Here is a 22,371-nt window from a genome sequence, read left to right as displayed (position 1 = left end):
GTTGCTATTTAAGCTGAATTCAGGTTATTTAATTAAAAAATACGCTTTGTTGCGCTGGCGTTAAAAATGTCCATGCCACAAATCGGCTGATTTTTTGGCCTTGCGCCATCGTAAATACCTGACACTCTTTCACTCCAAGTTTCTTCAGCAGTTGCTGCAGTAAAGGCACATTTTCTTTCTTTGACACTAAACTTGTAAACCAACACACCTGCTGAGAATAATCATTACTCTCGCTCGCCATCTGCTTCAAAAAGGCGATTTCACCACCTTTACAGCAAAGCTCATTGGCGGTGCCTGCAAAATTAAGAACCGGCTGGCTACGTTTGCTCAGTTGCGCTGTTTTCCCTTTGTTCAAGTTATTCACTTTCCTCAGGCTACCTTGGCGTGCTTTTTCAAGTGATTCATGAAAAGGGGGATTACACACAGTCGCAATAAACAGGTCATCGCTTTGAATGATGCTATGCAATATGTGGTTGGAGTGAGTCTGGTGTCGGACTTTGATTTTGCCTTTGAGTTTTTTGTTTGACTGAACCAATAATTGAGCGGTTTTGATCGAAACAGGATCGATATCTGAAGCGACAAAATTCCAATCGTAACTTGTGCTACCAAGGATCGGGTAGATGCAATTCGCGCCTGTACCGATATCCAGCAGCGAATGTTTATGATTTGACGAGCTATTGTTTTCTTGAACGGTATCTAATGCTTTCACTTTTCTTTCAGTGGAAGCGATTAAATCGGCTAAGTGGTGGATATAGTCCGCACGTCCGGGAATCGGTGGACATAAATAACCTTGCGGGATCTGCCAAAACTCTAACCCATAATAGGCTTTTAACAAGGCTTCATTTAAAGCCAGCACCGCTTGTGGATCGCTAAAATTAACCGACTTTTCACCGCGTGGATTGCGAATCACATACTGAGTCAGTTTTGGGCTAGCTTGTTCTAATTTAGCAAAATCATACCGCCCTTGATGCAGATTACGTGGGTGCAAGCCTGTTGGTTTAGACGTCGACTTTTTCGTTGTATTTGTTTTAGATTTACCGCGAGGCCCAACCGGTGGTTTAGCGTGTTGTCTTGACGTTTTGCCCGTTGAGCGAGAAGAAGATGATTTGGTTTTTGGCCCAACAGGCATAAATGGCTCCAGGATGATAAAGAAAACAAACGGGAGAATGATAGCGTATTTAATGGATTTTATATACTGACTGGCGCTCAACCAACGTTGGCTCTAATTGAATTATTTGTTGAGGCGAGTCCGGTTGCCGTAGTCGGTTTAGCAATGTATCTACGGCTACTTTACCGAGTTGATGCTTAGGTTGATGTATGGTGGTTAAAGAAGGGGTAATATATTTAGTCAAATGAATATCATCATATCCAATGATAGAAAGATCATTAGGAATAGTTAATCCATCTTGAATAGCAGCATTAATGAGACCCATAGCCATCATGTCATTACACACGAATAAGGCTGTAGGCAATTTAGTATGCTGTTTTAATGTGTTCTGCTTTAATGTTTGATAAGCGTGAAAACCGCCATCACATTCAAAATTTCCCTGCGTTATCCAGTTTTCATTCAGGGAAAGGTTGTTGTCTAGTAAAGCTTGTTTAAAACCTTCGAAACGTAATGAGGCTTGGCTACGATGCAATGGGCCGGTGATGCACCCTATGTTACGGTGTCCATTGTCGATTAAATATTGTGTGGCAAGATAGCCACCTTTAAAGGAGTTGTCTTGAATCTTGTCGCTGGCGTACTCCATTGGTCCCCAATCCATAACAACGACAGGTAATTCTGGGTAGCGTTCAAAAATTTCTATTTTCTCTCCTTCTAAGGTTGAACACATCAGCAATAAGCCATCGACACGTTTTTGTAGCAATGTCTCAATAGAAGCTTTCATGCGCTCACTGTCGCCTTCGGTATTGCATAAAATTAAGTTGTAACCTTTCTCATAGCAGCGTCGCTCAACCCCTTTCAACACTTCACCAAAAAAAGGGTTAGTCGAGGTAGTCACTAGCATGCCTAGCGTTTTGGTGCACTTCATTTTTAAGCTACGTGCCAAGGCAGAAGGGGCATAGTTTAATTCTTTAGCAGCTTGTTTGACGCGTTTCTCTATGTCATCGCTTACGAAACGCGTTTTGTTTAGCACATGGCTGACGGTAGAAGTTGAGACTTGAGCCAGTCGTGCAATGTCTTTCATTGTTGCCATGAGGGAAATCCTTTATTTTGATCTCGTTAGTGAGCCTGAAGAAATGACTCCACTTCTTGTCGAGTCGGTATGGAAGTTTGTGCACCAAAGCGAGTGACAGAAATCGCGGCAGCGGCATGAGCAAACCGAATAGCTTCTTGAATTTTCATGCCTTCGATTAATGCTGTGACTAATGCGCCATTAAATGTATCTCCAGCTGCGGTTGTGTCAATAGCTTGCACTTTAAAGCCTTGAATATTTGAACCTTTACCGCATTCACTTAGCCATACACCTTTAGATCCTAGAGTGATCATAACGGTCGAAACTCCTTTAGCATGTAGCGCATCAGCAGCTTGTTTTGCAGAGAGATTGTCAGTAACACAAATGCCAGTCAGGAGTTCAGCTTCGGTTTCGTTCGGTGTAATAATATCAATTTGTTTAAGTAGTGAGTCAGGCAGAGCTTTAGCAGGGGCAGGGTTGAGCACAACCTTTGTATTATTTTCTTTTTTAGCATGTTTCACTGCAGATTCGATGCCATCTAAAGGTGTTTCTAATTGTAATAATAAATATTCGGCTTGTTGAATAGCCGCTTCATAAAGTGACGTACAGGTTTGATTTAATGCGTTATTTGCTTCTGGTGATAGGCAAATACAGTTCTCACCATCATCAGATACTTGGATCATGGCGATCCCTGTTGGTATATTTGGCACAATGGTAATGAAATCAGTATTAATACCATCTTTTTTAAATGATTCGATTATATTCAAGCCGAATGGGTCATTGCCAACACAAGCAATAAAACCAATATCTGCACCGAGCCTAGCTGCTGCTACTGCTTGGTTCGCACCTTTTCCTCCTGCAATCACTTGGTAATTTCTACCAATTAAAGTTTCACCTGGGCGTGGAAATGTAGGAACTTGCAAAACATGATCGGCATTGACACTGCCTAAAACGACTAACTTATTCATGTGATATCCTATGCTTGGATCTTGAAGTACATATTGGTATTCGTGGGCTAAATTAGCATTGATACCAATGCGCACTTTAGGTTTTTAAAAAGATATATAAAAAAGGGATGAGAGCAGGTGCTCTCATCCAAGCCGGTTTATTGGTTAATAACTTTTAAAGGAACAGGAATATTCTTTTCGACGGATTCGCCTTTTAAAATTTTATCCGCAGTTTCTACACCCAATTCACCAATCAAAGCTGGTTGCTGTGCGATGGTTGCGCCTAACATTCCGCGCTTAACTGCGGCAATCCCATCATCTGTACCATCAAATCCAACAATTAATACCTCTTTACCTGAGGCCTGAACCGCACGTAAAGCGCCAAGGGCCATTTCATCATTTTGAGCAAATACGGCTTGAACATCTGGGTTAGCCGCTAAAAGATTTTCCATTACATTCAGCCCTTTGGTACGGTCAAAATCCGCAGGTTGGCTTGCTAGTAACTCAAGTCCAGAGCCTTTCACGGCATTCATGAAGCCTTCACCACGTTCACGTGCCGCAGAAGTACCTGCAATCCCTTCAAGTTGAATGACTTTTGCTTTTTCGCCTACTTTTTCAATGATGTATTTACCTGCCATTTCACCACCAGCAACGTTATCAGAAGCAATATGGCTAACTACGTCACCTCGGCTTGCTCCACGGTCAAGAGTTAATACTGGGATATTCGCACGATTAGCAATACGAATCGCATTAGAAACCGCATCTGAATCGGTTGGGTTAATCAATAATGCTTTCACTCCACGAACTGAGAGATCCTCTACGTTCGAGAGTTCTTTGCTCGGGTCATTTTGTGAATCAAGCACAATCAAATTATACCCAAGCGCTTCGGCTTTCGCTTCTGCACCATCTTTCATACTGACAAAAAATGGGTTATTTAAAGTAGAAAGTACAATAGCCATCGTGTCTTTTGCTTGAGCCGAGACAGACATAGTACTTGCTAATACAGCAGCAGAAATCAGTGTGGTGAGTTTGTTCATTTTCATGTTGTTATTCCTTTGTTGTAGGGAAGCCTATCATTGGCTTTTTCTTTGGTTATTATTTCGTTTTAAAGGTTATTTGTTTTTGTTATCGACCATGACTGCTAATAAAATCACAACTGCTTTGGCAATCATCTGGTAGTAAGAAGAGACATCGAGTAGGTTTAAGGCATTGTTCAAGAAGCCAATGATCAGCGCACCAATTAACGTACCCATAATGCGACCACGCCCACCCATCAAGCTAGTGCCACCAACAACAACAGCTGCAATAGCATCTAATTCGTAGCCAACACCGGCAGTAGGCTGCGCAGAAGAAAGACGAGAGGTGACGATAATGCCTGCTAACGCGGCTAATAAGCCACAAATGGAGTAAACACCTATTTTCACACGGTCAACATTAATTCCAGATAAGCGAGTTGCTGACTCATTACCACCTAGCGCGTAAATGTAGCGTCCGAAACGAGTGTGATTGAGCATGTACCAAGCGGCTGCAAATACTACGACCATGATCCAAACAGGGACCGGAATGCCAAGGGTGTAGCCAGTACCAAACCAAGCAAAGCTATCTGCCACATCAGTAAAGCCTGTTGAAATAGGGCGGCCATCGGTATAAACCATAGTGACACCACGTAATAACGTCATGGTTACTAAAGTAGCGATAAAGGCTTGTACTTTACCTTTGGCGATAATTAACCCGCTGATCCCACCAAGAATGGCACCTGCAAGTAAGGCTGTTGGAACGGCGACAATGACAGGAACTTCTAATGCAATTAAACTCGCAGCGAAAGCACCACATAACGCTAATACTGAGCCTACACTTAAATCAATACCTGCCGTTAGAATAACTAATGTCATACCCACCGCAATGATCGCGCTCACGGAGGTTTGTCGTAGGATGTTTAAAATATTATCAATGGTAAAAAAGTTCGGGTTTAAAAACGACACCACAACGATTAAGAAAATCAATGCAATGAGCGATTTTTGCTCGATCAACCATTCTTTACTTATTAATGCTTTTTTAGGTTTATCCGGTAAATTTGATTGGTTCATGGTTCTGCTCATGCTTCGTCCTTACTTACATTTTTACCGACTGCACAAGCCAGTAATAATTCTTGATTTGCATCTTTTGCGTTAAATTCGCCACTGATTTTGCCCTCATGCATAACCAAAATTCGGTCACTCATGCCCAATACTTCCGGCATTTCTGATGACACCAGAATGATGCTCATGCCTTCGGCTTTAAATTGGTTGATCAATTGGTAGATTTCTTTTTTAGCACCAACATCAACGCCACGAGTAGGCTCATCCAAAATCAACACATTAGGACGTGTCATTAGGCCTTTCGCAATGGCCACTTTCTGTTGGTTACCACCCGATAAATTTCCGATGATTTGATCGCGTGTAGGGGTTTTGATATTGAATAGTTCAATAAAGTCATCAACTGACATTACTTCACTTTTATGCTGAATTTGTATGCCTTTGCTAAAGTGTTTTAAAGCGGATAAGGTCATATTGTCTTTAACTGACAAGCCAAGGACTAAACCATCACCTTTCCGGTCTTCCGAGATATAAGCTATCCCACAAGCAAGCCCTTCTTGGGGAGATTTAGGTGCAATGGTGCTGCCCTCAAGTTGAATCGAACCTGTATGATAAGGGAGGGCACCGTAAATCATTTTCATTAGCTCAGTTCGTCCAGCGCCCATCAAACCTGAAATACCAAGGATTTCGCCGCGTTTAAGCTCAAAGCTGACGTTGTTAATACCTTTACCGTTTAAATCACTGACTTTAAGGCGAGTGCTACCTGACTTAACGGCAATGCGAGGGTATTGCTCCTCAAGTTTGCGGCCAACCATCATTTCAATAAGTGCATCTTCATTGGTGCTGTGAACGGTGCATTCGCCGATAAATTTGCCATCACGTAATACCGTAATGTCATCACAAATCTCAAAAATCTCTTTTAAGCGGTGAGAAATATAAACAATCCCACAGCCTTGCTCTCTGAGTTCGTTAATCACCTTAAAAAGGAATTCGGTTTCTTTATCTGTGAGCGCATCAGTCGGTTCATCCATAATGATGACTTTAGATTCAAACGACAGAGCTTTGGCGATTTCAACCATTTGTTGCTCACCAAGACTTAAATCACCTAGCAAGGTTTTTGGATCTCGTTTGACATTAAGGCGAGCCAGTAACTGTGCTGCTTTATCATGCATTTGATTCCATAAAATACGTCCAAAAGCATTGGTGATCTCACGGCCTAAGAAGATGTTTTCCGCAATACTAATTTCTGGAATTAAATTTAGCTCTTGGTGAATGATACTGATCCCAGCAAGTTGAGAATCCCTCGGGCCTTTAAAGGCAACCTGTTCACCTTGGTAATTAATGCTGCCACTATCTAAAGAATAAATGCCGGTAAGTACTTTCATTAGTGTGGATTTACCAGCGCCGTTTTCTCCCATTAATGCCATGACACGACCGGGGTACACGTTTAGGCTCGCCTTGTCGAGAGCTTTAACACCAGGAAAGGCTTTTTCAATTTGATTCAGTTCTAAAATGGCTTGTGACATAAGGTGCCTCGTTTAGAGCGTCGACAGTTAAAAAGTGACACCGGATTGGAAAATAACATTAGCGTATGGTGTGCATTCTCCTGTACGCACAACAGCACGGCTTTGATTCGCTCGAATCTTAAAAGCGTCATGGCTGATGTACTGAATGGAAATGTCTTTACCGGTTAACTCTCTTTCTTCTTCAATACGACGTAATAGGGATGCATGGTATTCAGGGCTGATAGTCTTAAATTCTTCTGCTAGGATGACGCCTTGAATTTGTGTTTCTTTGAGATAAACATCTACAGTTTGAGAAAAAGTAGGAATACCCAGTGTTAAAGCCAGATCAATGCGTGTTGTCTCATCTGAAATAGGCAAACCTGCATCGCAAATGGTGACTTCATCTGTGTGCCCTAAAGTCGCAATCAGATAAGACAATTCTGAGTTCAGGAGGGGGCTCTTTTTCATACTATTAACCTTTTACATTTTGTTTTAGACGGCTTGGCTAATATGTTTTTCATGTTTAGCGAAACGTTTCGATAGTGTTTAAGCTGAGAGATCTGGATCACGAAGTAAAGATTGCACAGAATTATGTGTCCACCTTGCGTACAATGAGTTGGTCAAATTGATAGGCTGAATGATTAAAGCAATAGTGCTGAGCACAAGGCATTACGAAAAAGTGAAGATAAGGAAATACGTCAATATGAATCGCGAAACACAGCACCGCATTCGTGCTGCTGGGATAATCATTGAAAATGAGCAGATTTTGCTGATTAAGGTGAAAGATGACTCAGGTGAATACTGGATCCCGCCGGGTGGTGGGTTAGAAGCGCAAGATCGGCATACGAAAGATTGTGTGAAACGAGAATGTTTAGAAGAAGCGGGGATTCATGTTCGGGTGGGTAAGTTGATTTGTGTGCGTGAATTCTTAGAAACAGCGGCTAATCGTTATAATGCAGAATTTTTCTATCATATTGAATATTTTGATGGGCAACCGCATACCAATAATTTAGCTGGTTTGAATGATGAAGAATTGATCCAAGCTGTGGAGTGGGTTCCGATCGCTAAATTAAGTCAGATTCGCACTTTTCCGACAGACTTATTTGCATTAGCTCAGACGGCGAACTCGGATAATGAAAGTCTTCATCTTGGTAGCTACGTGCAAGGTGAATATGAAACGCAAGATCAATTAAACCTACCGAAAATATAATTTGAGCGGTTTTGTGGAGATGATGGCGTATTTTTGTGTTTATAATTCACAAAATTACCCTCACTCAATTGCTTGAGATCACTTCATAAAGGATCTGTGATGTTGAAAATTAAATCGTGGCTGCTGGCTTCCGTTGTATTGCCGTCTCCTTTACTGGCCGCCTCGTTAACGGATCCTCTCGATGGTCAATTTGATATGAGTGAGGTGATCGCAGAAAATCCGTATGCCTTTTTGCCTGTGCCGATTATTTTGACTGAGCCAGCCATTGGTTATGGTGGTGGTTTCTTCGGTATGTTTTTGCATGAATCGAAGGAAGCACGTGATAAGCGAAAAAAATTGGCACTAGAGTCTGCAGAGGGTGGCGTAAGTTTGATCCCGCCAAACTTTACGATTGTTGGTGGTGCGGCGACGGAAAATGGCACTTGGTTTGCGGGGGCTGCACATCGCCACACATGGCTTAATGATCGTATTCGTTATTTTGGTGCAGCGGGTTATGCCAACATTAATATCGATATTTATCATGATTTTGCTAACTTGCCGATTGATAAAGACATCGGTTTTCAGAGTCAAACTGAAGGGTATGGAGGCATTCAAAAATTGCAGTTTAAGGTTGCAGATACCCATTTATATTTAGGGCTATCTCAAGTCTGGTTCCACTCTGAAATTGGAGCAAAAGAGCCTATGGTTGATGGTGTACTTAAGCGAATTCTTGGAGATTCGAGCACATCTTCTGGTTTAGGTGTCATCGCTCAATATGACTCTCGCAATAATTTATTTTATCCAACCAGTGGCGGCAGCGCGAAAATGGAATACCTTTGGTATCGTGATGGCATTGGTAGTGACTATGATTTCAATACACTTACGTTGGACGGTAAATACTTCTTCCCGATCGCAAAAAAATGGACACTGGGTGTTGCTGGTAACTATCAAACCTTAACCCATGCAGATCAAAATCTTCCACCATTGGCTCGTCCGTATATCAATATGCGCGGTATTTCTCGTTACCGTTATCAAGGCGATTATGTGCTAACAGCGCAAACTCAGTTAATGTGGCAAGTGAGTCCGCGTTGGTCTTTGCAAACATTTGTGGGGGCTGGCAGCGTGGCAGAAGAAGCGAATGATTTATACAACGATACCCAAGTGGCGTATGGGGCGGGTTTTCGTTATTTGATTGCACGTCGTTTTGGCTTAAATACCGGGATAGATCTTGCCTTTAGTGATGAAGATACCGCATTTTATTTTAATGTAGGCTCGGGGTTCTAGTTTCTATTTTGTCGATTGCGACTCTTAACTCGCCAGTTCTTTATAGGTAAGAAATAGTCGAGCATCAAATTCGAGTTGATGGTAATCCGGTTCCATGTGGCAACACAGCGCATAAAAGGCTTTGTTATGCTCTTTTTCTTTGATGTGCGCTAATTCATGAACCACTAGCATGCGAAGCAATGGCTCTGGCGCATCTTTAAAAATGGATGCGATGCGGATTTCATTTTTTGCTTTTAACTTGCCACCGTGATTACGTGAAACAAAACTGTGCAATCCTAAAGCATGGTTGACGACATGAATTTTGGGATCGTAAATCACTTTAGAAAGTGGCGATGATTTTTTTAGATAACGATTTTTAAGCGCTATGGTGTAGTCATATAGCGCCTTTTCAGTCTTGATGTTATGCATCTGTGGATACTTATTGTGTACCCATTTTTCCAGCTTTCCTTGTTGGATCAAATTCTCAACTTGAGTGAGTACAGATTCAGGGTAGCCTTGAAGATATTTCAATGTGTCAGAAGATTTCATTCTTACTTATCGCTGCTAAATTGCTGTATCTGAGCCTTTAAAAGAAGGAAGTGGATAAAAGTATGGCTCATCAAACAAAGAAAATTTGATGAACCATAAACATACTCCGTTTAGGCTTTGAACTGAGCTTTACGTAAACGATTTAATACTGCCATGACATCTAGTGTGCGGGGCTTTGCGAGATCACCGTTATTTGGCATGGTTTTGTGCCAATCTGAATGTAGTGCTTGTTCAAAGATCTTAGCGGGATCTTTAGTCCAACCCGGTTGTTGAGATAACTGGAACCATAACCAACCAATGGCATTGAGTTCGCTGGTGGATTCAATTTGTTCTAATGCCGATACATCCACATGCTCTTTACCAAAACGTAGAGTATGCGTGCCTTTGCCTTGGATGCGGAATTTGCCTTCCGCTAGAATCTTTTGCAAACACATAGTATTGAATGAGCGAGCCGGGTGAATGGCAAGCGTTGTCTCTGATTCTAGCTTACGTTGGCTTGGGTGCTGTTTGACCACTTGTTTTGCTTTTTCTGTCACATCAAGCACTTGATAATCATGCATTTGAATAACGGTATCGGCTACATCGAAATAATCACCTGATCCACCCATCACTATAATCGACGAAATATCTTGTTCATCACGTAATTGACCAATGCGATCAACGAGTGGTGTGATCGGTTCATCACCTTTACTGACTAATGCCTGCATACGTTCATCGCGAATCATAAAGTTGGTCGCCGAGGTATCTTCATCAATCAAGAGTGTGGTTGCGCCCGCTTCCAAAGATTCTTGTAACCACGCGGCTTGTGACGTTGAACCGGATGCATCTTGAGTTGAGAAATCGTGCGTATCTTTCCCCATAGGCAGATGATTGATGTAGTTAGATAAATTCAAATGATGCACGCTACGGCCATCTTCAGCACGAATTTTCATCGCCTGTGGATCGGTCACAATGTATTCACGCCCATCGCCAGGGATATGATCGTAAATAGAACGCTCAATAGCCGTTAATAGCGTAGATTTACCGTGGAAACCGCCACCGACAATAAGAGTGATACCTTTAGGAATGCCGAGACCACGAACTTGGCCTTTATGTGGGGTAGTTAAGGTCACCGCCAGTGATTCAGGAGCTGTCACCGTAATGGCATCTTTCATCGGTAAATCGCAATCACCGGAAACACGCGGTAATACGCTGCCATCAGCCACAAAGGCAACCAAATTGTTTTCTGCTAGCTGACTGCGTAACGCCACTTGATCTTCGACAGTTTCGCAGTGGCGCTTTAAAGCATCCAAATCCATCTCACGCGCGATGGTGGCTCGGCGAATAAATTTAGGCAGATGGAAGGTTAAAATATTAATCGCTTTCTTAGCGAGAATTTGACGTCCATCAGCCGGTAAGTTGACACGAAAACGCAGTTCAATCCCATCTTGGTCGAAAATCACTGCGGTATGATCGAGCACGCTTTGCCCGTTAAATGCCATATCGACAGTGGCTTCTGGCTGAGCGAGCACGGAAAAATAACGTGCAATGTAATCACGAGCAGCGCGTTGGTAATCTTCAGATTGTTCAAGCAACCATTGTAAATCGGTTAATGGCCACGCGCGGCGTGCACGTAAACGTGAAGCGGTAGCATGAAGATCGGCTTGAACGGTATCAATGAAAAGGTCGAAATCAGTAAAATCATACTGTCCTTTGATCTGTTGGTAAGCACGATAGTTTTGTTTTTCGATATTTTTCAGTTTGAAGATCAGCGTTTCCATAGAGTTCCAGGGTTGCTTATGATGAAGAATTAACAGCTTGGCATTATATACTGAATTGAAGGCTATAGGGGAAATGAGTTGAAATGAATAATAGGTAACCTGAGTTCAGGATCGCTAGAATGAAAAAACCTCCTTTGCACTGTTTATATTGCTCGTGCTAAGACGAAATAAAGTCGTGCGGCAAAGGAGGCTGAATTTCAAAGTTCGACTACAGACCGAATCGAGAGTAAATTTATGGCTCTAAAGTCGTAAGTTGTTCTAAAGTAATGTCTTGCTGATAGTCTACGCCATCGACATCAAATCCATTCAATTGCATGAACTCTTGCTTATAACCTTGGAAGTCGCCAATGTCTTTAAAATTGGTCGCATTCATTTGAGACATAAGTTCAGTAACACGTTGTTGGACATTTGGTTTCATTTCCCAATCATCCATGCGGATCAAGCGTTCTGCGTCGACAGGAATTGGTTCATGGTTATACAGTTTATCGCTGAATAAGCGCTGCATTTGTTCAATACAACCTTCATGTGTACCATCTTCTTTCATCGCACGGTAGAGCGCCATAATATAAGGCGTGAAAGTAGGAATGAAGACACTTGCTTTAGTTACTAAGGCTTTACACACAGTGGCGTGAGCAGAACCATTGAAGTTAGCCAATTTTAAGTTCAAAGAGTGGCTTGCTTGGTGTAAATCAACTTTTGCCCAACCTAGAGTACCGTTACGGTAAATCGGGTAATTAGCTTCTGACCCAATGTATGAGAATGCAATGGTTTTACAGCCTTCAGCAATGGATTCACTGTTGATTAAGGTATCTACCCAAGATTCCCAATCTGAACCACCCATTACTTTAATGGTTGCTTCAATCTCATCTTCCGTTGCTGCTTCAATGGTGGTTTCTTGCCATTCATCCGTATCCAGCATGACGGTAGCACCTGTGACGTTGTCACCAATTGGTTTGATGCTAGATACCCATTTTTCACCAGTCTCTGGATTAGGGCGAACACCAGTGGCTAGGCTGTAGATGATCAGATCCACTTCACCTTCAAAGTAGGTTTCAATCGCTTCAATTACTTGGTCGCGAGTATCTTGTGAAAAGGCATCACCAATGATGTTGATGGCTTTTCTACCTTCTTTTTCTGCTTCTTGTTTGAAGAAAATATTGTTGTACCAACCCGCTGTGCCAACGCCTTTATCTGAAGGGCCACGTTCGAACGACACACCGATGGTGTCTGCTTGGCTACCGCCAAAAGTGAGTGCAATACGTGCCGCTAAACCAAAACCAGACGATGCACCTAAGATTAATACACGTTTAGGTCCATTTTTTATTTGCGTCGCTTTCTTAGCGAATTGAATTTGGTTTTGGATTGATGCTTCACATCCGTATGGATGGGCACTACGGGCAACCACGCCCTTAATGATAGGTTCAATGACCATACGATATCCTTTATGAATTATTTTTAAGTAATGAATCATATTAGGATAAGTGCAGCTTTAATGAAAAATATTGAGCGAAAAGGGTATAAAGCGTGTTTTTATTGGGTAATCTGAGAAAAAATTGTTTCAGATCATGAATGATTGTAGGAAGAATAAACGATTTCAAGTCGGTGAAATCCAGCTAGACCGTATAAGCATTCAGCCACTGAAACAATAATGAGTAAAATATTTATAAGATAGATTCGAGCTCAGACGCCATAAACTGAGCGATCCACGGTTGAGCTTCTGGTTTAGGATGGAGTCCATCTTTCATCATCCATTCAGGTTTTACGATGACTTGTGCTAAGAAAAATGGCACAAGGGGAATGTCTTGCTGCTTGGCAACCTCTGGGTATACATTAGCAAAGGCTTGGGTGTAACGTTTACCGTAGTTAGGCGGCACCATGATTTGCATCAATGCCACTTGGCTACCCGCAGCCTGACTTTGTTGAATTAATTGCAGCAGGTTTTTCTTGATGGTCGCTGGTGGGAAACCGCGTAATCCATCATTAGCGCCAAGTTCAATCAGTACCCAATCTGGCTGATGTTGTTTCAATAATGCCGGAAGACGCTGTAAACCATTACCAGTGGTATCGCCAGAGATGCTGCCATTAATGACATTGGCTTCTATACCTTTTTGTTCAAGCTCTTTCGGCAGTAATGATGGCCAACTTTGCTCAATTGACATCTGATAGCCTGCACTTAGGCTGTCACCTAAAATTAAAATCGTCGTTTTTATTGCTGTTTGTGGAATCGTTGCCTGTGAAGTTGCAGCGTGTGAAATGGAAGAAAAGCACAAAATAAAGAATAAGGATAACAGTCTCATCATGTCTCAATTACCTAATCAAAGTTCATCCGCCGACAATATTGTTATTCAAGCACAATCTGTCACAAAATCAGTTTCTACTGAGAAAGAACATTTAACCATATTAAAACAGGTGAACCTAGCCATTTACGCCGGGGAAAGTGTAGCCATTGTTGGAACATCCGGTGCGGGTAAATCGACCTTGATGACCTTATTAGCGGGCTTAGATATTCCAACCGAAGGTGAAATTAGTTTGTTGGGTAAGCCATTATCAAGCCTTGATGATGAACAACGTGCCGCTTTACGCAGTGATTCAATTGGCTTTGTATTTCAAAGTTTCTTACTTATTCCAACCCTCACGGCGCTAGAAAATGTCACTTTGCCTTGTTTGCTTAAAGGTGAAAAAGAAGATGTTGAAAGGGCAATTCAACTGTTGACGGAGGTTGGGCTAAAAGAGCGTTTAAACCACACGCCTAGCCAACTTTCTGGTGGTGAACAGCAGCGTGTTGCTTTAGCGCGTGCCTTTATGATTAAGCCCACGATTTTGTTTGCTGATGAACCCACCGGTAATCTCGATCAAGTCACTGCAGGGAAAATCGTTGAGCAATTATTTGAATTGAATCGTGCTCACAAAACCACACTTTTCTTAGTGACGCATGATAATGATCTTGCCAAGCGTTGTGACCGTATTGTGCATATGCAAGCGGGTGAGTTAAAAGAACAGGTATTGGAGGAGCAAGTATGAGCGATGTGCTTGCCGCTTCAAGTGATAGGTTAAACGCGAATCAAGTTTTACCTAACAGAGCGTTATTGAAATGGAGTTGGCGCGAAATTCGTCATGGCCAGCTGTGGCCGATTGCGATTGCGTTAACGTTGATTATTGCTTGTGTGTTTGGCCTTGCTGCGCTAGCCGATCGAATGGATCAGGTCATTGATACACAGGGAAAGAATGCATTAACGGCGGATACCGTATTTCGTTCATCTAACCCGTTACCTGAGCAACTACTTGATCTAGCAACGCAGCAAAATGTAGAAACAGCAACGTTAACGCGTTTTGCTACGATGGCGTTTAGTGATGACAGTATGCAACTTGTCACTGTGAAAGCAGTAGACAGTGCTTATCCTTTGCGTGGGGAAATGCTGTTGCAATCTGGTAATACTCAGTCTTCCCATGTGAAAGACGGTGAGTTATGGCTGGAACCAAGAGTCATGCAACAGTTACAAGTTTCTATAGGTGACAATGTCACAATTGGTGATGCAGATTTCAAGGTCACAGGCGAAGTATTACAAGAGCCGGGCTTATCTTTTAATCCATTTCAACAAATGCCTAGTGTTTTTATCAATCAGTCGGATGTCGAGAAAACTGGTGCGGTTCAACTCGGTAGTCGAGTGAGCTTTCGTCTGTTCATTAATGGTGATGACGCACAAATAGAAACATTGAAACAAGCGGTTGAACTAACGCCAAGTGATCGCTGGGTGGATGAGGACTCGCAAAGTCGCACTGCGGAAGTGTTCAATAAAACCAAGCAATATTTGTCCTTAACGGTGGCGATTGTGGTTGTCATGGCTGCCATAACCTTGGTTCTGACTTGTCAGCATTATGTGTCAAGCCGCCGTCAGACCATTGCGATGCTAAAAAGCTTAGGGGCTCAACGAGCTTGGTTATCACGTTGGTTGAGCTTACAAATTGGCAGTTTGTTTGTGATTGGTATTGTATTTGGCTCCATTATTGGTGTGATTCTGGAAATCTTGCTGCGTATTCCATTAACTGATGTCTTGCCAGAACCATTACCTGGCTATGGCAGCACGCCATTTTTGTTATCGGTTGGTACGTGTTTGGCGATTGGTCTACCGGCATTAGGGATTCCATTAATCGGTCTTCTTAATACCTCAGCAGCATCGGTTATGCAGCCAAGCCAAGCGAATATTCCTCGAAAAGCATGGTTATTGATCTTATTACCATTTGGATTATTACTCGCCATGTATGGCAGTAATATGCTGGTGTGGATTGTACTGGCGAGCATTGTTGTTTTGTTCTTAGTGTTAGCAGGAGTGAGCTTAGGTTTAGTGCGTGCTATGCAATGGTTGCCGGCATCGCCTGCATTAAAATTAGCATTGAGCCGCATTAATCGTTCCTCGATTGCCAGCGGTATTCAATTTGGGTCATTAGCATTGTCACTGATGTTGATTGCCATTATTTGGTTAGTTCGCAGCGACCTATTGAGTGATTGGCAACAAACATTGCCGCCAGATGCGCCGAATGTCTTTGCCATTAATATCGCTCCGTATGAAAAAGATCAGTACATAGAGCGCATTGATGGGCAAAACTTGATTCGGTCTGAAGCCTATCCGATTATTCGTGGTCGATTAACGGAAATTAATGGGGTTGAAGCGAAAGACTACGCAGAGAATGGCGAAGAGAGCAGTGACTCTTTACGACGCGAGTTGAACTTCACATGGTCTGATCATTTACCTGAAACCAATGATCTTCTACAAGGTACGTGGGGAGAAGCGGGCAGTGTCTCTGTTGAATCAGATGTCGCAAATGATCTAGGGCTAAAAATTGGTGATGAACTGACCTTTGTGATCAGCAGTCAATCGGTTAAAGCCAAAATTAACACTATTCGTAAAGTACATTGGCGCGAAATGAAGCCAAATTTTTACTTCATCTTTACGCCAGATGTACTGCAAGATATTCCAGGAACTTGGCTCGTGAGTTTTAAAGCGCCGACGGGTGATGAACAGCAAGCCGATGCCTTTTTAAATCAGATGGCGAGAGATTTTCCTACTGTTAGTCTTATGGATTTAAGAACCATGGCAGGTAAAGTTCAAGTGTTATTGACTCAAATTGTATGGTCGATAACGTTACTGGCAGGGTTAGCGGTGATTGCCGGCATGTTGCTGATATTCACATTATTACGTTTAAGTTTATCCCAACGACAAGATGAAATTCGCTTGTACCGTACCTTAGGCGCGAGTAAAAAGCGCATTAGCAAAACGGTTTGGTATGAATATGGCATTATGGCTCTGATTGCTGGCCTTGTGGCGAGCTTCGGTGCTGAAGCCAGTGTGGCTAGCCTGATGAAATGGGGGTTCGAGCTTGATCCAACGCTGCATTATACCTTGTGGATTGCTTTGCCATTGCTGGCATTTGTGACTCTGGCACTGGTGTTAAAGACATTGATTAAGCAGTTACTTATCCCTGTGAATAAAGTGAATGGCTGACTTTTTCCAAGTTATCCACAAAATCAGTGGATAAATATCGGGATAACTTAATTGTAAAAACAGCTTGATTCGCTTGTAGGCCGCAACAGTATTTAGATAGCGAAATTTGTTTATTCACAACCGCTTTTTAGCGTGAAAGTGAATAGATTGAGTCAAGAATTTTTTGTCATTTTTTTTCGCTAAATTTGATTGAAAAATGCTCGAAACTTGAGTAGCGACCAAATTCTGATTGAGTTTAATTTTGACCGTACAATTGAGTGAATTTTTAGACACTTGAACCAAAAGGTTTCATTTTTTGCTCGAAATATTTGAGTAAAATGGTAGGGTATTAAGGTAAGACTTTAGTCGTAAGTCGTACTTTTAGGTATAACGATTACCTGTTTTGTTTATTTTGCAGTAGGAAATAGTAAGCACACATGAGTTCTCCCCATATTGGTATTATTGGCGGTGGTATTGCAGGCTCAACAGCAGCGCTGCATTTTGCTGAACTTGGTTTCCATGTATCCATCTTTGAACGTGGGCAAAGCCTGGTTGATGGTCCACCAATCTGTCATTTACATGCGGGTGGGAACTTGTACCGTGAGATTTCTCAGCAGCAGTGTGTGCAATTACTGAAAGAATCGATAGAAACGGTTAAGTTATACAAACACACCATGAATGTGCGTCCCACGGTGATAGCGGTACCGATTCAAGACAAGGGACAACCAGAAGAGTTATTGCCTCGTTTGCAAGTGATTCGCCAAACCTATTCTGATTTGGTTAAAGAAGATGCATCGAACCAAGTATTAGGGGAGCCTTCTCACTATTACAAGCTTTATTCTAAGTCAGATTTAGAGGCGCTAGCTTTACTTAATGAGCCAGAACCAAATACGTTAACAGAGCAAAGCCTCGATGAGTGGATGATCCCCTTTGCTCGTAATGTAGATTTGAACACCTTGAAGTTTCCCGTTGTTCTCGTGCAAGAATATGGGCTCAGTGTATTCCGCTTATCGGCTACGGTGAAATTAGCGCTGCAACAATTACCCAATTGTCAGGTTTACACACAAACTCAAGTTACCGGTGTGAATAAGAAAGGCCCGCAGTGGCAAATCGATTTCCAACCGTATGACGCTTCGAGCCTATCTGAAAACCAATCCAATTCATCAAGTATTGATGTTGACTATTTGATTAATGCCTCTGGTTATCAAACTGGAGTCGTTGATGATTGGGTTAATGCACCTCGTTCACGTTTAGTTGAATTTAAAGCGGCTTATGTAACTCATTGGTCACAAGGCAGTGCGTTGTGGCCAGAAGTAATTTTTCATGGTGAACGCGGAACGCCGCAGGGTATGGCGCAACTGACACCTTATCCAGATGGCTATTTTCAACTGCATGGCATGACAGAAGACATCACCTTATTTGAAGATGGCGTAGCAACGTCGACAGCAGAAAGCTCACAGCCCAAGCTACCTGATTATCTCGTCAATAAAATCATTCACGGGTGGACAGAGCAGCAGCAAGCAGACCGGACTCAGAAAGCCATTCAACACATGGCACAATTTATCCCAAGTTTTGCCTCTGCCTCTTTAGGTGGAAAACCATTATTTGGAGCGCAACAGATCCCAGGTACCGATATCACGTTACGTGCAGCTAGTGTTTCGTTTGCTGGTGATAATTATGCGCGTATGGAAATTGTTAAAGCCTCTTCAGCATTAGAAGCCGCAATACAAATTGAATCTGATTTGCGTGAAAAAGGCTGGCTTGAAGGTAGCAATGTCGAACCAAAATTTGTATCGGGTAATTTGGACTCCGAACAAATTGTACAAACGGCCTGTGAACTTGCTGAGCAAAGACAATACCCAATAGCTTTGGCGAAAGTAGGGGGCGTGAGCCGAGGTTAATTTTGTTAATCTTTGTCGGGTAACGAAATCAGGGTAACAAAAAGCATAGCGTACGAGATTCGAATCCGTTTATCGAAATGAATCTCGCCTGCGGATCACAATCTCACTTCTACCTGACTCACCACTGGACAATGATCGCTTAAGTGGTGATAAAGGGCTTCTTCACGCGTAAACAACACTTGTTTTGCTTCTTGGCCGCGGCTAGGTTTACTGATAATGATGTGATCAATCAGTTGCGGGTAACGGTATAAGCGATTTGGATCTCGATTCGATTTAACTTGGCAAAGTGCGGGCGTCGTTTCCGTGATCAGTTCTATCTTGTTTTCTATCCCTTGTTGTATCCGTCGCCATAGCCAATCATTATGGAATGATAAGTTATGATTAAAATCCCCCATCACAATAAAAGCCTGTTCATCAGCCACTCTTTGCTTCATCCACTGATTTAAAGCTTGACCTTGTTGTTCCAATTGGCGGCAAGAGCGTGAGCTTTTCTTCGCTGCAGCACATCCGTGTTTAAGGTGAACGGATAGTAAGTGGACATCGGGTTCGCCTGTTTTTTGCAAAATAATATAGCTAGCAAAACGCAACTTGGAATTCGGTGACAATTCAATATCACGAGGATCTTTAACTTGCCAGTCAGTCGATACCGCAAAACCTGTGTATTGATTAAGATCGTCAAATTGATGATCTCGGTTAGAAGCCTTAGAACGGTCAGATAAGTAAACGCGGTAAAATGGGCCTACGACTTTTTCTATCGCATCTTTAGAGCCGACTTCCTGAAACGCTAAGACATCAGGTGCGATTTGATGAAATTTGGCATTGAGTAAGCTGAAATCTTGGTTGCTGCGTTTACTTTCTTTAATAGAGTGAATTGGTGACGTGGTGAGCCATTCGATATTCCAGGTCGCAACTTTGATCGAATCAGCAAAAACAGGGGCGGATAATAAGCCTAAAAGGCACAAATAATGCCATATTTTCGAAGTCCTTTTCATTTGTGATACGTCCTCACAATTACGTAAATAATGTTTTTAAAGTCTACGCAAAATTTAACATAGCTAGATGATTGTGCGGTTTTATTTCACACATAACTTGCAAAATTGTGAGCGAAAATGCTTGCAAAAAAAGATCTTTTTACTCCTCTGGGATCTCTTGATTTAGATCAATATTGCATGGTGAAGAAAACCGATAATGGCACAATATGTAGTGTTAGTTACGTGTTTTTTGTCTATATCATGGATATTTTTTGGAGGCAAGGTTAGGATGAGTCAATTAATTGTTATGAAAAGGGATGGCTCAAAAGCCTTGTTTCAGCAAGATCGTATTGTTGCTGCGGTACTGAGTGCGGCGGAAACGGTTGATGAAAAGTTGAAAGAATATGCCCAACAATTAGCCGACTGTGTTGAACAACGTTTGACAGAGACTCAAACTGATTTTCCTGATGGTATTCATATCCAAGATATTCAGACGATGGTGGAAAACTATTTGATGCAAGGTGAGTACAAATCACTCGCTCGTCACTATATTGAATACCGCCATGATCGTGATATTGCTCGTGAGAAATCGAGCGCATTAACACGTGAAATTGAAGGCTTAATTGAACAAAACAACACGGATCTTCTTAATGAAAATGCCAATAAAGATGGCAAAGTGATCCCAACTCAGCGTGACTTACTTGCGGGTATCGTGGCTAAACATTATGCGAAACAACACATTTTGCCACGTGATATCGTACACGCTCATGAATCGGGTGATCTCCACTACCATGATTTAGATTACGCGCCATTTTTCCCAATGTTTAACTGCATGCTGATTGATTTAAAAGGCATGCTGACTCGTGGCTTTAAAATGGGCAATGCGGAAATCGACACCCCTAAGTCAATTTCAACGGCGACAGCGGTAACCGCACAAATCATTGCCCAAGTCGCGAGCCACATCTACGGCGGAACCACCATCAACCGCATTGATGAAATCCTAGAACCTTATGTACTTGCTAGCCACCAAAAGCAATTGAAATTGGCACAAGAGTGGGACATTCCCAACCCACAAGAATTTGCGCGTAAGCAAACTGAAAAAGAGTGTTATGACGCATTTCAGTCACTTGAATATGAAGTGAACACACTGCATACAGCGAATGGTCAAACCCCATTTGTGACCTTTGGTTTTGGTCTAGGTGAGTCTTGGGCGTGTAAGTTAATTCAAGAGTCTATCTTACGTAACCGTATTGCTGGTTTAGGTAAAAATCGTAAAACGGCGGTTTTCCCCAAATTGGTCTTCGCGATTCGTGATGGCTTAAACCATAAACCAAGCGATCCACATTACGACATTAAGCAGTTAGCACTTGAGTGTGCTTCAAAACGTATGTACCCAGATATTTTGAACTACGACAAGGTTGTGGAAGTGACGGGTTCATTCAAAACCCCAATGGGGTGCCGTAGCTTCTTGAATCCGTATGAAGAAAATGGTGAGCTGATCCACGATGGCCGTAACAACCTGGGTGTGGTGAGTCTGAATTTACCACGTGTGGCGATTGAAGCGCAGGGTGATGAAAACCGTTTCTACGAGATTTTAAAAGAGAAGCTGCATTTAGCTCGTCGTGCACTGGATACGCGTATTAACCGTTTAGAGAACGTGAAAGCGCGTGTTGCTCCAATTTTATATATGGAAGGTGCGTGTGGCGTTCGCTTAAAAGCAGATGACAATATTGCTGACATATTCAAACATGGCCGTGCTTCAATTTCGCTGGGTTACATTGGCATTCATGAGACCGTATGCGCATTATTCGGTACTGAAAAACATGTCTACGATGATGAAACCTTGCGTTTAAAAGCCATTAAGATCATTGATTTCATGAAAAAGCACGTTGAAGACTGGATGAAAGAAACAGGTTATGCGTTTAGTTTATACGGCACACCAAGTGAAAACCTATGTAATCGATTCTGCCGTTTAGATGCAAAACAATTTGGTGTGATTGAAGGCGTGACTGACAAAGGTTACTACACCAACAGTTTCCACCTTGATGTGCAAAAGAAAGTCACGCCATACGATAAAATCGACTTTGAAATGCCATATCCCGAAATTTCAAGCGGCGGCTTCATTTGTTACGGCGAGTTCCCGAACATGCAGCATAATATCGAAGCATTAGAAAACGTATGGGACTACAGTTACAGTCGCGTGCCATATTACGGTACCAATACCCCGATTGATGAATGTTACGAATGTGGTTACAACGGCGAGTTTGAATGTACCAGTAAAGGTTTTACATGCCCGAAATGTGGAAATCACGATTCAAGTAAAGTCTCGGTAACGCGCCGCGTATGTGGTTATTTAGGTAGCCCTGATGCGCGTCCATTTAATGATGGTAAGCAGGAAGAAGTGAAGCGTCGCGTAAAGCATTTATAACTATACCCGTCATACTTGAAGTTGTAGCTTCGTTGACTTCATTCACCCCTATTTCTTTTCAAAAAGAAGTTGTAGGCAAACTACACTCATGGGGTCTCATGAACTTGTCGCCTTGCTACAACTCCA

General features: G+C 42.3%; 18 protein-coding genes. 6 read left to right on the top strand and 12 right to left on the bottom strand.

Annotated features, from left to right (window positions below; genetic code table 11):
• Positions 1 to 28: 28 nt before the first annotated feature.
• From rlmF to rbsD, 7 genes are all read right to left on the bottom strand, one after another.
• A complete protein-coding gene (gene rlmF / locus Vgang_RS14680) occupies positions 29 to 1,129 on the bottom strand; it encodes a 23S rRNA (adenine(1618)-N(6))-methyltransferase RlmF (RefSeq protein ID WP_105901584.1) in 1,101 nt (366 codons plus the stop codon).
• Between the two features lie 49 nt (positions 1,130 to 1,178).
• Positions 1,179 to 2,198, bottom strand: coding sequence for a substrate-binding domain-containing protein (locus tag Vgang_RS14675; RefSeq protein ID WP_105901583.1), 1,020 nt, complete (start codon positions 2,196 to 2,198; stop codon positions 1,179 to 1,181).
• A gap of 26 nt (positions 2,199 to 2,224) precedes the next feature.
• Positions 2,225 to 3,145, bottom strand: a complete 921-nt coding sequence (gene rbsK / locus Vgang_RS14670) for a ribokinase (RefSeq protein WP_105901582.1) — start codon at positions 3,143 to 3,145, stop codon at positions 2,225 to 2,227.
• 137 nt (positions 3,146 to 3,282) lie between these two features.
• Complete coding sequence (gene rbsB / locus Vgang_RS14665) at positions 3,283 to 4,161, bottom strand: ribose ABC transporter substrate-binding protein RbsB (RefSeq protein ID WP_105901809.1); 879 nt, start codon at positions 4,159 to 4,161, stop codon at positions 3,283 to 3,285.
• Positions 4,162 to 4,236: 75 nt separating this feature from the next.
• Positions 4,237 to 5,223 (bottom strand): ribose ABC transporter permease, encoded by a 987-nt coding sequence (gene rbsC, locus Vgang_RS14660; protein WP_245879878.1) that lies wholly within the window; start codon positions 5,221 to 5,223, stop codon positions 4,237 to 4,239.
• Entirely contained in the window at positions 5,220 to 6,725 is a 1,506-nt protein-coding gene (gene rbsA / locus Vgang_RS14655; RefSeq protein ID WP_105901581.1) for a ribose ABC transporter ATP-binding protein RbsA, read from the bottom strand. The genes rbsC and rbsA overlap by 4 nt, the downstream gene beginning before the upstream one ends.
• A 27-nt stretch (positions 6,726 to 6,752) precedes the next feature.
• Positions 6,753 to 7,172: a D-ribose pyranase gene (rbsD, locus tag Vgang_RS14650; protein ID WP_105901580.1), complete on the bottom strand. Its 420-nt coding sequence runs from the start codon at positions 7,170 to 7,172 to the stop codon at positions 6,753 to 6,755.
• A gap of 235 nt (positions 7,173 to 7,407) precedes the next feature.
• Between rbsD and Vgang_RS14645 the strand changes: the two genes are divergently transcribed.
• Both Vgang_RS14645 and Vgang_RS14640 read left to right on the top strand, forming a co-directional pair.
• On the top strand, positions 7,408 to 7,914 hold the full coding sequence (locus Vgang_RS14645) for an NUDIX domain-containing protein (RefSeq protein ID WP_105901579.1): 507 nt from the start codon (positions 7,408 to 7,410) through the stop codon (positions 7,912 to 7,914).
• Positions 7,915 to 8,013: 99 nt separating this feature from the next.
• The gene (locus Vgang_RS14640; RefSeq protein WP_170066820.1) at positions 8,014 to 9,177 is read left to right on the top strand and encodes a BamA/TamA family outer membrane protein; all 1,164 of its coding nucleotides are present in this window, start codon (positions 8,014 to 8,016) and stop codon (positions 9,175 to 9,177) included.
• Between the two features lie 24 nt (positions 9,178 to 9,201).
• On the opposite strand, the gene Vgang_RS14635 is transcribed toward Vgang_RS14640, so the two are convergent.
• From Vgang_RS14635 to tesA, 4 genes are all read right to left on the bottom strand, one after another.
• On the bottom strand, positions 9,202 to 9,705 hold the full coding sequence (locus Vgang_RS14635) for a M48 metallopeptidase family protein (RefSeq protein ID WP_105901577.1): 504 nt from the start codon (positions 9,703 to 9,705) through the stop codon (positions 9,202 to 9,204).
• A 110-nt stretch (positions 9,706 to 9,815) separates the two neighbouring features.
• Positions 9,816 to 11,465, bottom strand: coding sequence for an ABC-ATPase domain-containing protein (locus Vgang_RS14630; RefSeq protein ID WP_105901576.1), 1,650 nt, complete (start codon positions 11,463 to 11,465; stop codon positions 9,816 to 9,818).
• Between the two features lie 232 nt (positions 11,466 to 11,697).
• Entirely contained in the window at positions 11,698 to 12,897 is a 1,200-nt protein-coding gene (gene fabV / locus Vgang_RS14625) for an enoyl-ACP reductase FabV (RefSeq protein WP_105901575.1), read from the bottom strand.
• A gap of 229 nt (positions 12,898 to 13,126) precedes the next feature.
• Positions 13,127 to 13,765, bottom strand: coding sequence for a multifunctional acyl-CoA thioesterase I/protease I/lysophospholipase L1 (gene tesA / locus Vgang_RS14620; protein WP_105901574.1), 639 nt, complete (start codon positions 13,763 to 13,765; stop codon positions 13,127 to 13,129).
• Between tesA and Vgang_RS14615 the strand changes: the two genes are divergently transcribed.
• The 3 genes from Vgang_RS14615 (at position 13,764) to Vgang_RS14605 (ending at position 18,846) form a co-directional block, all read left to right on the top strand.
• The gene (locus Vgang_RS14615; RefSeq protein WP_105901573.1) at positions 13,764 to 14,486 is read left to right on the top strand and encodes an ABC transporter ATP-binding protein; all 723 of its coding nucleotides are present in this window, start codon (positions 13,764 to 13,766) and stop codon (positions 14,484 to 14,486) included. The two genes, tesA and Vgang_RS14615, sit on opposite strands and share 2 nt — an antisense overlap.
• Entirely contained in the window at positions 14,483 to 16,966 is a 2,484-nt protein-coding gene (locus Vgang_RS14610) for an ABC transporter permease (RefSeq protein ID WP_105901572.1), read from the top strand. Before Vgang_RS14615 ends, Vgang_RS14610 begins: the two co-directional genes overlap by 4 nt.
• A 416-nt stretch (positions 16,967 to 17,382) precedes the next feature.
• Positions 17,383 to 18,846: an NAD(P)-binding protein gene (locus Vgang_RS14605; RefSeq protein ID WP_105901571.1), complete on the top strand. Its 1,464-nt coding sequence runs from the start codon at positions 17,383 to 17,385 to the stop codon at positions 18,844 to 18,846.
• Positions 18,847 to 18,941: 95 nt separating this feature from the next.
• On the opposite strand, the gene Vgang_RS14600 is transcribed toward Vgang_RS14605, so the two are convergent.
• A complete protein-coding gene (locus tag Vgang_RS14600; RefSeq protein ID WP_105901570.1) occupies positions 18,942 to 19,838 on the bottom strand; it encodes an endonuclease/exonuclease/phosphatase family protein in 897 nt (298 codons plus the stop codon).
• Positions 19,839 to 20,106: 268 nt separating this feature from the next.
• On the opposite strand from Vgang_RS14600, the gene nrdD reads away from it, so the two are divergent.
• Entirely contained in the window at positions 20,107 to 22,245 is a 2,139-nt protein-coding gene (nrdD, locus tag Vgang_RS14595; protein WP_105901569.1) for an anaerobic ribonucleoside-triphosphate reductase, read from the top strand.
• Positions 22,246 to 22,371: the final 126 nt, after the last annotated feature.

Origin of the sequence: Vibrio gangliei, assembly GCF_026001925.1 — a bacterium.
Lineage (GTDB): Bacteria > Pseudomonadota > Gammaproteobacteria > Enterobacterales > Vibrionaceae > Vibrio > Vibrio gangliei.
This window is presented reverse-complemented; position numbering and strand designations above follow the sequence as displayed.